Source organism: Flavobacterium sp. CAU 1735 (assembly GCF_039888695.1).
Classification (GTDB): domain Bacteria; phylum Bacteroidota; class Bacteroidia; order Flavobacteriales; family Flavobacteriaceae; genus Flavobacterium.
The window spans coordinates 86,975-99,867 of the sequence record NZ_JBDQQQ010000009.1 but is presented as its reverse complement, the minus strand read 5'-3'; the positions used below and the strand labels follow the sequence as shown (position 1 = coordinate 99,867).

Sequence of the window (12,893 nt, the reverse complement as noted above, 5' to 3'; positions counted from 1 at the left end):
ATTTTTACTGGGGCAAATCTTCTGCAATCTCAACAAAGTCAACAATTCTGTCTAAACAACGAACACAAATAGCGGTAAAAAGAGCTTTTTTTACGGTTATGAAACATTAATAGGTAATCACAGGCGTGGTAATGATAACGGTTTCTTCTACTAACGCTCCTTCAGCAGGCATTAGTTCTTCTTTCACAGATTCTTTCTCTATTTCATAAAACGGGTCATCCATGTTATCTTCTGGATTGAGATTGTCTACATTTAAATCAGGATTGTCTATTGTTAATTCCTTACCTTCTTTTATCCAGCTTCCTTTTTTATTAAAATAACCCGATAAAAGCACCGGTGTTTTAACGACATAACGATAAATCTCAGGATTAGATGGCGCTATTTCTTCCTTTCCATCCAATATATTTACCGTGAGTTTCCCCGATAGTTCCATAGCTGTTTTTAGCTTTTCGATAGCCATACAACTAAGATTATACTGTAGCAAATAGACACGGTATGCCTGATCACCATTTGATAATAAAACCAGATTTCTCAGTTGCGCGTCCTGCTTTTTACCTGCAATCGAAAAAGTATAGGAGTGCTCTTTTTCGGATTCAATATAAACAACCCGACTCCGGTTAATTCTAATTTTTTCCCCATTTGGCCCGGTTATATTACTATTGAGTGTTTCCTTTACAGTTTCCTTGTTTTTCAGCTCTCTTAGTGAAGCCTTTTTCACATACATTTTGCAATTACAAGCAGCCTTATTCTTTTTTTCAGGTTTTACTTCTTTTACTTCTTCGTGTTTTCCAATAACTTCTCGCTTAAAAAACAGCACTCCAATTCTCTTAAAAAACAGTTTCATGGCTCCTATTAAAATTATAATTTACTACTATTCCGTTATAACTTCTCAACAAAGGAAGTGTTTCGATTTTTAGGGCATAAACAAAGCTTAGAAAGATACCGATATAGACTTTAACCATTGGAACAACTGCCTAAATTGTCCTTTCAAAGATTCATATTGCACTAAAAATTAAACCGTTACAACTGTACTAAATATTTTTTTACTATTTTTACTACAAACCAACACCAACTATCCTATGAAAAAAATACTACTTGCCCTGGCTTTTATAACAAGCAGCATTGGCTTTTCGCAGACCATTGCTTTGGAAAGTTTTGCCACCGGATTTTCCAATCCGGTCGAAATAGCAAATGCCGGCGACTCCCGTTTATTTGTAGTGGAACGCGGCGGAAACATTAAAATAGTTAATACCAACGGAACCGTTAATCCAACACCATTTCTAACGGTAACCAGCCTAATTAGTTCCGGAGGAGAACGCGGTCTGTTAGGTCTTGCTTTTCATCCGAATTATCAAAGCAATGGCTACTTTTATGTGAACTATACCAATACAGCAGGAAATACGGTAATTGCGCGTTACAGTGTGAATAGCAGCAATCCGAACCTTGCCGATGCCGGAAGTGCTTCTGTTTTACTTACTATCACCCAACCTTTTTCCAATCACAATGGCGGATCTGTAAAATTTGGCCCGGATGGCTATCTGTACATCGGTATGGGCGATGGCGGTAGCGGTGGTGACCCAGGGAACAGAGCACAGAATATCAACGAGTTATTGGGTAAAATGCTACGAATTGATGTTAATTCCGGAGCACCTTATGGCATTCCGGCCAATAACCCATATTTAGGTGTGGCTGGTGCCGATGAAATCTGGGCGATCGGATTGCGTAATCCGTGGAAATTTTCCTTTAACCGAAACAATGGTGACTTATGGATCGCTGATGTAGGACAAGATGCCTTCGAAGAGATTAATAAAGTTGCTTCCACTCAGGCAGGACTCAACTATGGCTGGCGTTGTTATGAAGGAAACAATACGTACAATACCAGTACCGGATGTCCTGCACAATCGACGATGACTTTTCCTTTGGCGGTTACCGCTCATAGTGCCGGAAATTGTTCGATAACCGGTGGTTATGTTTATACCGGATCGCTTTATCCTAATTTCCAGAACAAATATTTCTTTACGGATTATTGCTCGCCCCGAATCGGTATGGTTGACAACACCGGAGCCATAACCTACTCGACGAACTTTAGCGGTAACAGTTTTGTGACTTTTGGAGAAGATATGAATGGCGAATTGTATATCGGTGCGATTAACAACGGAACCATCTATAAGATAAAAGACAGTTCACTGGGTACTGCCGATTTTAACCGAAATACGTTTACCATCTACCCGAATCCGGCTAAAACCGAAATCAACATCAAGGCCAATGGCAACAGCTATCCGGATGCCGTTGCTATTTTCGATACGAACGGCAAACAGGTTCATATTCAGAAAACAAAAAACCTGGAGCTAGTCAACATTAAAACGTCGCATTTAGCTACAGGTTTATATATTCTTCATATTACCGACAGCGAGGGTAGCACTGCTACTCACAAGTTATCTGTAGAATAAAATTAAGGTGCCGGATTTGGAATATGCTCCTGGATACGATTGATTTCACGAATCATCTCCTCTGTTAAAACCACCGAATGGGTTTTAATATTTTCCTCTAGCTGTTCCAAATTCGTCGCTCCAATGATTGTTGCAGCAACAAAGGCTTGTTGTTGTACAAATGCCAAAGCCATTTCGGTTAACGTCAGTCCAAATGAAGTCGCCAATTCCTGATACAATTTCACCGCTTTTTGGGATTGCTCGCCGGAATAACGTGAAAAACGCGGAAACAGGTTAATTCGCGCTTTTGGCAACGGTTCGCCGGTAAGGAACTTTCCGGTAAGTGTTCCGAATCCTAATGGCGAATAGGCCAATAAGCCTACTTTTTCGCGGTAGCAGGTTTCGGACAAACCCACTTCAAAAGTCCGGTTTAACAGCGAATACGGATTTTGAATGGTCGCAATGCGCGGCAGATGGTGCTTTTTGCTTTCTTCCAGAAAACGCATCACGCCCCATGGTGTTTCATTCGACACTCCGATATGACGGATTTTTCCTTCTTTGATCAACGCGTCAAAGGTTTCCAATACGGTTTTAAAATTATCTTCCCAGGCATCGTCCTGAACGGTAAAACCGCGTTGTCCGAACATATTCGATTTTCGTTCCGGCCAGTGCAACTGATACAAATCGATATAATCCGTTTGCAACTGTTGTAAGCTTTTATCGACCGATTCGCGAATCGTTTTATCGGTATAATGCAAATCGTCTCGCAAATATTCCATTCCGCGGTTAGGACCGGCAATTTTAGTCGCCAGTACTACTTTATCGCGGTTTCCGGTTTTATGCAACCAACTTCCAATATAGCGTTCCGTTCGCCCGGAAGTTTCTTCGCGCGCCGCAACCGGATACATTTCGGCGGTATCGATAAAATTAACGCCTTTGTCCAATGCAAAGTCCAACTGACTGTGTGCTTCCGCTTCGGTATTCTGTTCTCCAAACGTCATGGTTCCGAGACATATCGTACTTATTTTGATGTCCGTTCCCGGTAGTATTGTGTATTTCATGCTAATTTTATGCTCCAATTATAAGGTTTCAAAAATACTAAAAACAAAAGGTTCAGCCGTATGGGCTGAACCTTTTTCATTATATAACTGTTTATTAGTTAATATCATTAAGCATTTTCGAGATTTCATCCAATTTAGGGGTCAGAATAATTTCGATTCTTCTGTTTTTTGCTTTTCCTTCTGCAGTATCGTTTGAAGCAATTGGCGCAAACTCTCCTCTACCGGCTGCGGTCAGATTCTTTTTGTCGATTGCTTTGTTTTCACCCAGAATATTTACAATAGCTGTCGCTCTTTTTGTCGACAAATCCCAGTTGTTTTCGATAGCGCCTACAGCACCGGCATATCTATCATTATCAGTATGTCCTTCGATCAGTACCGTAATGTCCGGATTATCGCCCAATACTTTTCCAACCGCTACAACGGCTTTTCTACCTTCGGTTCCGACAGCCCAACTTCCGGTTCCAAACAATAGTTTGTTTTCCATCGAAACGTATACTTTTCCGTTTTTGTGTTCTACCGTTAATCCTTTTCCTTCAAAAGCATTTAACGCTTTGGAAAGGGTTTCTTTCAGACGCTTCATGGAAGCTTCTTTTTCGGCGATCATATTTTCCAGTTCGTTCACACGATCCGAACGGTCTTTCAAATCGTTTTTCAGTTTTTCCAGACGGTCTCTTTCGGCCGCAAGCGCTTTTTCTTTAGCTTCTAACTGCGCCAGCAGCTCCCGGTTTTTGTCCATGTTGCTCTTTAACACATCATCACTGTTTTTCTCGAGTGCGTTATAGGACGACTGCAGGGTTTTCAAACTGTTTTTTGCTGCAGCATAATCGGATGCCAGTTTATCGCGTTCGGCTTTTAGCTTATCCAACTGCGACTGCAAATCTTTAGAAAGCAAATCCAACTGGTTTTTATCTTTAGTCAGTGATGTATTTTCATCTGCCAACTGACGGTTTTCTTTTTTTAAATCGGCGTATTTTGTTTCTAAATCGGTATACAGTTTTTTAGAAACGCATGAAGTGGACAACGCAAGTGCCAACACTCCAATGGACATTTTTTTAATCATTTGCTATATCAGTTTTTTCGAGTTTTCGAGTTTATTCAATTTCAACTAAAATCGGACAATGGTCGGAATGTTTCGCTTCCGGTAGAATCACAGCCCGTTTCATCCGATCGCGCAACGGTTCGCTCACCAGGTTATAATCGATACGCCACCCTTTGTTATTCGCTCTGGCATTAGCGCGGTAACTCCACCAACTGTAGTGGTGCGGTTCTTTGTTAAAATGGCGGAAGCTATCCACAAACCCACTTTTCATAAAACCGTCCAGCCAGGCGCGTTCTTCCGGCAGGAATCCCGATACTTTTGCATTTCGGATCGGATCGTGAATGTCGATTGCTTCGTGACAGATGTTGTAATCGCCACAGATAATCAGGTTTGGAATTTCCTTTTTCAGGTTGTTGATGTAATTCTGAAAATCGGCCATATACATAAACTTATGATCCAGTCGGTCGATATTTGTCCCGGACGGCAAATACAGACTCATTACCGAAAACGTATCAAAATCCACCCGCAGGTTACGACCTTCTTTGTCCATATGCGGAATACCGGTTCCGAAAACCACATTGTTCGGTTTTACTTTCGACAAAATTGCCACGCCGCTGTAGCCTTTCTTTTCAGCCGGAAACCAGTAATGATACGGATATCCAGCCAGTTCTATATCCAGCAACGGGATTTGTTCCTGAGTCGCTTTAATTTCCTGAAGGCAAATCACATCCGGATCGGCACTTTTCAACCAATCCAGAAAACCTTTGGTAATAGCGGCCCGGATTCCGTTTACGTTATAAGAAATAATTTTCATTGTTGCAGTTACATTTTCCCCAAAAATAGACAAAAACCTATAGAATTAAAACAGAAATACAGAAATAGAAACAAAACCTTCACAATCAAATACCTAAATTCTAATGCTATTAAAAATTATGTAATAATAAGATAAAGCCTTTTAGCGTTTCGAGAGAATTAGTATCTTTGTTTTTCGCTCAAAACGAAATTAAATGGGTTTAGTTACCGCTAAAGAAGTTGCAAAAGCAATAAACACTGACAAATACGGTTTCTTAGGAACTTTTTCAGGCTGGTTACTGATGAAGGTGCTGAAGATTTCTACGCTTAATGCTGTATATAACAGAAACAAACATCTTAACGATGTTCCTTTTTTAAACGCAATTCTGGATGAATTCCAGATTAAGTTTGAAATTCCGGAAGAAGATTTAAAACGCTTGCCAAAAGATGGTGCTTACATTACTGTTTCCAACCATCCGCTAGGCGGAATTGATGGTATTTTACTTTTAAAACTAATGTTGGAGCGCGAGCCTAACTTTAAAATTATCGCCAACTTCCTGTTACACCGTATTGAGCCTTTAAAACCGTATGTAATGCCGGTGAATCCGTTTGAGAATCACAAAGATGCCAAATCGAGCGTTGCCGGAATTAAAGAAACGTTACGTCACCTTAGCGAAGGAAAACCATTAGGAATCTTTCCGGCCGGAGAAGTATCGACCTACAAAGACGACGAACTGGTTGTTGACAAACCCTGGGAAGAAGGCGCTATAAAGCTGATTAAAAAAGCTCAGGTTCCTGTCGTTCCGATTTATTTTCACGCAAAAAACAGCCGATTATTTTACCTGCTTTCTAAAATAAGTCCAACGTTACGTACCGCAAAATTACCGTCTGAGTTATTGACACAGAAAAAACGCGTGATCAAGGTACGGATCGGAAAACCGATTTCGGTGAGCGAACAAAACGAATACGAAACCACCGAAGCCTATTCGGAGTTTTTGCGTCGCAAAACTTATATGCTGTCCAACTCATTCGAAAGTACCGAAAGTAAGTTATTATCAGCACCAAGTTTAAAATTACCACTACCAAAAAGCAGTCCGAAGCAAATTGCACATCCTGCGAATTACGAAAAAATCCTACAGGAAGTAACCGAATTACGTAAAGGCGATTACCGTTTGCTTCAAAGTAAAAACTACGAGGTTTTTCTGGTTACTGCCGATAAGATTCCAAATGTATTGCACGAGATCGGGCGTTTACGCGAGATTACCTTCCGCGAAGTAGGCGAAGGAACCAACGAATCGCTGGATTTAGACCAATACGACAAATATTACCACCACATGTTTTTGTGGGATGAAGAAAACAAACAGATCGCCGGTGCCTACCGTATGGGATTGGGCTCGGATATTTATAAAAAATTCGGCATTAACGGATTTTACCTGCACGAATTATTCCGCTTTGAACCGGAATTGTATGATATGATGTCGAAATCCATTGAAATGGGTCGTGCTTTTATCATCAAAGAATACCAACAAAAACCAATGCCGTTGTTCCTGTTATGGAAAGGAATTGTACACACAACCCTACGCCATCCGGAGCATCGTTACCTGATTGGCGGTGTCAGTATCAGTAACCAGTTTTCCGACTTCTCCAAATCGCTAATGATCGAATTTATGAAGTCGCATTATTACGATCCGTATATTGCACAATACATTCACCCTAAAAAGGAATATAAGGTAAAACTAAAAGATGCCGATAAGGATTTTGTATTTAACGAAACGGAAGCCGATCTGAACAAATTCGATAAAATTATCGATGAGGTAGAACCGGGAAGTCTGCGTTTACCGGTTTTGATCAAAAAGTATATCAAACAAAATGCGCGTGTTGTTGCTTTTAACGTCGATCCGCTATTTAACAATGCCGTAGATGGTTTAATGTATATCCGCATTGCCGATTTACCGGAAAGTACCGTAAAGCCCGTAATGGAAGAATTTCAGGCAGAACTGGAACGAAAACTAAACGAAAAAGAATAAGAAAAACATATCGCAATAAACGAAAAGGCCTGGAAAATTTCAGGTCTTTTTTTATTTCCAGATGGACTGTCGCAAGATATCGTCGAAGGTGTTATCCGACACAAAATAAAACAGCCGTATCACATGATAGACCACCAATATCGTCGCCAGAAAATAGGCTACTTTTTTACTATAAAAAAGCGATCGGAAATAGCTTTTGCCGGTGATCAATTCAACCGATAAAACAACAATAGCAGCAATACACAAGGCAAAGACAAACGGCCCGAATAAATGAAAATGAAGACTTCTTAGCAGATCACCTTCGTAGATATAGACTAATGATTTTGTAATGCCGCAACCCGGACAGGGAAATCCGGTGAGCATCTTGAACGGACACAGCGACTGCGCTTCATCGAGATGATTGTGTTCGTTTTGAAACGTAAGCAAAAAAGGGATTATCAGGGTTAATAATGCCCCGATAATCCCATAAATTTTGAGTTGTTTTCTATTTTTATTTGTAAAGCTTGTTGATATCACTCTGAACAATCATTGCAGCTACCATAGGGAAGAAAAACCCTAAAACCAATAATAAAACCGACTGATCTTTGTTCGGCTCTCCAATTTTTTGATATACTTTAGGTAAACCATCTTTACCTGCAATATAGTAGAAATACAAATTAACAGGTAAACAACATCCCGAAAAGATGGCTACCGGTTGTGAAATAATTTGTCTTTCGGCAACAGCGTTTAAAACATCTGCTACTTTAATATTCCAATAAATAAGATACAATCCACAGGTAATAATTCCGAACACCAAAACCATGATCGGATCCACTTTAAATACCGGGATCTGAGGACTATTCCAATCCTCTGAATTTGTGCTTTTTACTTCCATTTTTTGTTTTTGATTAGATAGATTATGTAGCGAATATAGTACTTTTTATATTAAAGCAATATTATTTTGGCTCCCAAAGTTCAATTTTATTTCCCTCTGGATCCAAAACCCAGCCAAACTTACCATAATCGTACTCTTCCATTTCACCCACAACTGTAACGCCTTCTGCTTTAAGCGTCTCAAGCAATTCCACCAGATTTTCCACTCTGAAATTCATCATAAACTGCTTTTCACTCGGCTCAAAATAACGAGTATTTGCCGCAAATGGCGACCATTGTGTCAGTCCGTCGTTTCCTTCTTCATCTTTCCAGGTAAACGACCATCCATAATCGCCAACCGGAATTCCAAGGCGTTCTCGATACCATTGTTTTACCGTATTCGGATCGTCACATTTAAAGAAAAAACCGCCAATTCCGGTTACTCTTTTACTTTCTTTTTTGTCCATAATTTAAGTTTGTTTTTGGTTAGTTATTACAGCACGCAATAATTTTGTCTACGATTACCTGCGCCAATTTTTCCTTACTTTCAAAAGTCCACCCCGCGATATGCGGTGTTAATAGCACATTCTCGGCCTGCAATAAATATTGTAATGCTTCCGGCGTTTTATCGTCTGTAAATAAATTTTCAAAAGAAAGCTTTTCATATTCCAGCACATCCAATCCGGCACCCAATACTTTCCCCTGAATCAGCGCGGTAACCAGATCGGTCGTAACCACGCTATTTCCCCGTGCCGTATTGATAAACCAAAACGGTTTGGAAAACGCTTCGACAAAAGCTGTATTGATCATTTTATCTGTTTCCGGTGTCCAAGGCGTATGCAAACTTAGTACATCGGCTTTTTTCTGCAATTCCAGCAACGATACTTGTCGGGCATTGGCATCACCCACATGATCGAGAATATCATAACACAGCACCTCGACCTCAAAACCGCGTAGTTTTTTCGCAAACGATTTCCCCATATTCCCATAACCTATAATACCAACGGTCTTTCCATCGAGTTCATAGCCGCGATTGGCTTCACGGTTCCAATGACCGCTACGCACTTCACGATCGGCTTTATTCAATTTATTCAATAGTGACAAAAGCATTCCCAAGGTATGTTCTCCAACGGCGTTTCGATTTCCTTCCGGAGCGGCAATCAAATGCACTCCTTTTTCAATGGCATAATCACAGTCGATACTTTCCAGACCTGCGCCCACTCTGGCGATAAACTTTAAGTTTGTCGCTTTATCCAGAAAGGTTTTATCGATTTTAAACCGACTTCTAATCACAATTCCATGGTATTCGTGGATTTTGGCTTCAACGGCTTCTTTAGACGATTTAAAATCCTCATAATTTTCGAAACCGGCCGCCACCAATCTGTCCCATAAAACCGGGTGATTACTGTCGATATGCAGAATTTTTACAGGCTGTTTCATATCCCTTTAATATTGTTTAACGATGTTTTAATTCCTTTGATCAGCGACGAGCTGAATCCCTGATGCTCCATTTCATTCAATCCTGCGATAGTACAGCCTTTAGGCGTCGTTACACGATCGATTAACTGTTCCGGGTGCACTTTTTCCCGCAAAGCCATTTCGGCCGCGCCTTTTACCGTTTGTGATGCAATGGCCAGTGCGGTTTGTGCATCGAAACCAATTTCGATACCGGCCTGCATCGCCGCTCGGATATAGCGCAAAGCATAGGCTGTTCCGCAAGCGCCGAGAACCGTAGCCGCATCCATCATTTTTTCGTCGATAACTACTACCGATCCCAATTTTTCCAACACATTTAAAAAAGGCTTCACCGTAGTCTGATCTTCCTCCCGAACCGTTACACAGGTTGCGGACGATCCGAACTGAATGGCAATATTAGGCATAATCCGGATGGCCAGTGCGGTTTCTTCCAACTGTTCCTGTAGCATTTCCATAGAAAGACCGCTCACTGCCGAGGCGACTATTTTTCCTTTTAAAAACGGTTTTAATTCGGAAATAATTGCAGCGACCTGATAGGGTTTAACCGTCAACACTACCACATCAGCCATTTGAACGGCATTTTTATTATCGGAAGAAAGTAAAATCCCATCCGATTCCAAAAAACGGATCGCTTCCGGATTTCTTCTGGTCACGATCACCTGATTCCCCGTTGTAAAACGGACAATACCCAAAGCGATGGCGGTACCTAAATTACCACCACCTATAACTACAATTTTCATAAGAACCGTTTTATATAATTAGAAGCCTAAGATCATTTTGGCTATGGAAAAGTAAATCAAAATTCCGCAGATATCATTACTGGTTGTAATAAAAGGCCCGGTGGCCAATGCGGGGTCAATACCATACCGGTTTAACGTCATGGGAATAAAGGTTCCCAGTACAGACGCCGTGACAATCACGGAAAGCAGGGCTACCGTAACGGTAATTCCCAGCATAAAGTTTACATTTAAAAGAAAATGGCTGCCAATTAAGAGGATAACACCTAAGATTAATCCGTTTAACAAACTTAGCGAAATCTCTTTTAGCAATCGGTTCCATAACGAACCGCTTAATGTATTATTCGCAAGACCCTGAACAATAATTGCCGATGATTGTACACCGACATTTCCGGCCATTGCGGCGATTAGCGGTGTAAAAAAGAACAACTCCGGATGTTTATCCATCGCGCCGTCGAAAAGACCTAATACGCGTACACTGATAAAACCACCCAACAACGCCAATACCAACCACGGTAAACGCGCACGGGTTAGTTCCAGAATACTGTCATCCGCCTCAACGTCTTGTGAGATACCGGCCGCCAACTGGTAATCCTTGTCGGCTTCTTCTTTGATCACGTCTACGATATCATCGATCGTAATGCGTCCTACCAGTCGTCCCAATTCGTCGATCACCGGAATCGCCTCCAAGTCATACTTTTGCATGATCCGGGCAACTTCCACGTCTTTGGTATCGACTTTTACATAGTCGACTTTTTTAATATATACTTCGCTAATCGGCGTTTTGGTTGATGTCGTCAACAAGTCTTTTAACGACAACCGTCCTTTTAGTCTTTCTTCATCATCCACCACATAAATCGAATGCACTCGGGAAACATTTTCGGCTTGCAAACGCATTTCCTTTACACAAGTGAGCACGTTCCAGTTTTCGTTAACTTTTACCAGCTCTTTCGCCATTAAACCTCCGGCCGTATCTTCGTCATAACGCAACAAGTCGACAATATCCTTGGCGTGTTCGACGTCTTCCAGCTCGGAAATAACTTCTTCTTTTTTCGATTGTGGTAATTCCGCGATAATATCGGCCGCGTCGTCCGTATTCAACTCATCCAGCTCTTCGGCGATCTCTTTTGCCGAAAGGTTTCTTAAGATTTTTTCACGGACTTCCTCATCCAATTCGAGGAGGATTTCCGCTGTTTTTTCACTGTCGAGTATTTTAAAAAGATAGCTTGCCTCATAATCATCGAGTTCTTCCATGATTTCGGCAATATCAGCATAGTGAATCTCCTGGAGCAAATTTTCAAGTTCGTTCCCTTTGTTTTCACTGATTAGTTGCTCAATCTGAGCAATAAAGTCTCTGCTGATTTTAAACTCCATCGGCGGCTATTTTTTGAGTGAGTTCGATAAATTGTTCTACGGATAATTGTTCCGGACGGAGGTCAAAGATACTATCTTCTCTTAAATTATCCGACAACTGGAATGTTTTTAAACTATTTCTTAATGTTTTTCTACGCTGGTTAAATGCGGTTTTTACCACATTGAAAAACATTTTTTCTTCGCATGGCAATTTGTAGTTTTCTTTTCGACGCATCCGCATCACACCCGACTTCACTTTTGGCGGTGGTGTAAATACGTGTTCCGACACGGTAAACAGGTATTCCGTATCGTAAAAAGCCTGTGCCAGAACCGATAATATACCATAGGCTTTACTTCCCTTTTTCTCACAAATCCGTTCGGCTACTTCTTTTTGGAACATTCCCGAAAACTCCGGAATACGATCCCGCATTTCCAGTACGCGGAAAACGATTTGCGTCGAAATATTATACGGGAAATTCCCGATAATCGCCAACGGATCGTCACCAAACGTTTCCGAAAGGTTGTAACGTAAAAAATCTTTCGAGATGATACGATTGGACAACTTCAGATAATGCGTCTGCAGATATTCCACCGATTCGGTATCGATTTCAATCACATAGGTTTCGATTGGTTTTTCCAAAAGATACTTGGTTAGCACTCCCATACCCGGACCGATTTCCAACACTTTCTGATACCCGCTTAAGGTTAGTGTATCGGCAATTTTTTGGGCAATATTTTCATCATTCAGGAAGTGTTGTCCCAAATGTTTTTTAGCTCTTACCTTATCCATACTTCGTTTTTAAAGCTATTAATGATCGCTGATCAATTCTAATTCCGTACGGAACGCCAACATTTTATCTCCGAAAAGCGCAAACCCTTCTGCTCTCAGGCGTGGCGCATCTTCGTCGTAATACCGTTGCAACGTTTCCTTACTGTCGGTTGTATACTGAATGGAATAGGTTACACCGCCCATTTCTTCCTCCACCAGCACTTTTACCATTCGCGCAGTTGTAAACTTTCCGGTAGCCATTACATCTGCTATATGCTTCTCCTGCATCCATTTCATCCACTGGTCATGTACACTCTCGTGTATATTGATCGTCACATTGTAAATAATCATCTTTTAA

The 12,893-nt window shown here is 41.0% G+C and carries 14 protein-coding genes; 2 read left to right on the top strand and 12 right to left on the bottom strand.

Features of this window, described 5'->3' with window-relative positions; translation table 11 throughout:
• Window positions 1–106 precede the first annotated feature (106 nt).
• Window positions 107–844, bottom strand: coding sequence for a hypothetical protein (locus tag AAFN64_RS16635; protein ID WP_347761354.1), 738 nt, complete (start codon window positions 842–844; stop codon window positions 107–109).
• A 235-nt stretch (window positions 845–1,079) separates the two neighbouring features.
• Between AAFN64_RS16635 and AAFN64_RS16630 the strand changes: the two genes are divergently transcribed.
• Window positions 1,080–2,450: a PQQ-dependent sugar dehydrogenase gene (locus tag AAFN64_RS16630; protein ID WP_347761353.1), complete on the top strand. Its 1,371-nt coding sequence runs from the start codon at window positions 1,080–1,082 to the stop codon at window positions 2,448–2,450.
• A gap of 2 nt (window positions 2,451–2,452) precedes the next feature.
• On the opposite strand, the gene AAFN64_RS16625 is transcribed toward AAFN64_RS16630, so the two are convergent.
• From AAFN64_RS16625 to AAFN64_RS16615, 3 genes are all read right to left on the bottom strand, one after another.
• Window positions 2,453–3,490 carry an NADP(H)-dependent aldo-keto reductase gene (locus tag AAFN64_RS16625; RefSeq protein ID WP_347761352.1) on the bottom strand — a complete coding sequence of 346 codons (1,038 nt, stop codon included), beginning with the start codon at window positions 3,488–3,490 and terminating at the stop codon, window positions 2,453–2,455.
• 94 nt (window positions 3,491–3,584) lie between these two features.
• Window positions 3,585–4,550, bottom strand: a complete 966-nt coding sequence (locus tag AAFN64_RS16620; RefSeq protein ID WP_347761351.1) for an OmpA family protein — start codon at window positions 4,548–4,550, stop codon at window positions 3,585–3,587.
• 31 nt (window positions 4,551–4,581) lie between these two features.
• Window positions 4,582–5,343, bottom strand: coding sequence for an exodeoxyribonuclease III (locus AAFN64_RS16615; RefSeq protein WP_136404108.1), 762 nt, complete (start codon window positions 5,341–5,343; stop codon window positions 4,582–4,584).
• 193 nt (window positions 5,344–5,536) lie between these two features.
• Between AAFN64_RS16615 and AAFN64_RS16610 the strand changes: the two genes are divergently transcribed.
• Window positions 5,537–7,348 carry a GNAT family N-acyltransferase gene (locus AAFN64_RS16610; RefSeq protein WP_300488625.1) on the top strand — a complete coding sequence of 604 codons (1,812 nt, stop codon included), beginning with the start codon at window positions 5,537–5,539 and terminating at the stop codon, window positions 7,346–7,348.
• Between the two features lie 51 nt (window positions 7,349–7,399).
• Here the strand turns inward: AAFN64_RS16610 and AAFN64_RS16605 are convergent, their stop codons facing one another.
• The 8 genes from AAFN64_RS16605 to AAFN64_RS16570 form a co-directional block, all read right to left on the bottom strand.
• The gene (locus tag AAFN64_RS16605; RefSeq protein ID WP_300488630.1) at window positions 7,400–7,774 is read right to left on the bottom strand and encodes a DUF2752 domain-containing protein; all 375 of its coding nucleotides are present in this window, start codon (window positions 7,772–7,774) and stop codon (window positions 7,400–7,402) included.
• A gap of 64 nt (window positions 7,775–7,838) precedes the next feature.
• The gene (locus AAFN64_RS16600; protein ID WP_300488632.1) at window positions 7,839–8,222 is read right to left on the bottom strand and encodes a DUF4234 domain-containing protein; all 384 of its coding nucleotides are present in this window, start codon (window positions 8,220–8,222) and stop codon (window positions 7,839–7,841) included.
• Window positions 8,223–8,283: 61 nt separating this feature from the next.
• Window positions 8,284–8,667, bottom strand: coding sequence for a VOC family protein (locus AAFN64_RS16595; protein ID WP_300488635.1), 384 nt, complete (start codon window positions 8,665–8,667; stop codon window positions 8,284–8,286).
• 19 nt (window positions 8,668–8,686) lie between these two features.
• On the bottom strand, window positions 8,687–9,640 hold the full coding sequence (locus AAFN64_RS16590; RefSeq protein WP_347761350.1) for a 2-hydroxyacid dehydrogenase: 954 nt from the start codon (window positions 9,638–9,640) through the stop codon (window positions 8,687–8,689).
• Window positions 9,637–10,416, bottom strand: coding sequence for a pyrroline-5-carboxylate reductase (proC, locus tag AAFN64_RS16585; RefSeq protein WP_347761349.1), 780 nt, complete (start codon window positions 10,414–10,416; stop codon window positions 9,637–9,639). The genes AAFN64_RS16590 and proC overlap by 4 nt, the downstream gene beginning before the upstream one ends.
• A gap of 18 nt (window positions 10,417–10,434) precedes the next feature.
• Window positions 10,435–11,787 (bottom strand): magnesium transporter, encoded by a 1,353-nt coding sequence (gene mgtE, locus AAFN64_RS16580; protein ID WP_300488644.1) that lies wholly within the window; start codon window positions 11,785–11,787, stop codon window positions 10,435–10,437.
• On the bottom strand, window positions 11,777–12,556 hold the full coding sequence (rsmA, locus tag AAFN64_RS16575) for a 16S rRNA (adenine(1518)-N(6)/adenine(1519)-N(6))-dimethyltransferase RsmA (protein ID WP_300488647.1): 780 nt from the start codon (window positions 12,554–12,556) through the stop codon (window positions 11,777–11,779). The genes mgtE and rsmA overlap by 11 nt, the downstream gene beginning before the upstream one ends.
• Before the next feature lie 18 nt (window positions 12,557–12,574).
• A complete protein-coding gene (locus AAFN64_RS16570; RefSeq protein ID WP_300488649.1) occupies window positions 12,575–12,886 on the bottom strand; it encodes a DUF4286 family protein in 312 nt (103 codons plus the stop codon).
• Between the last annotated feature and the right edge of the window lie 7 nt (window positions 12,887–12,893).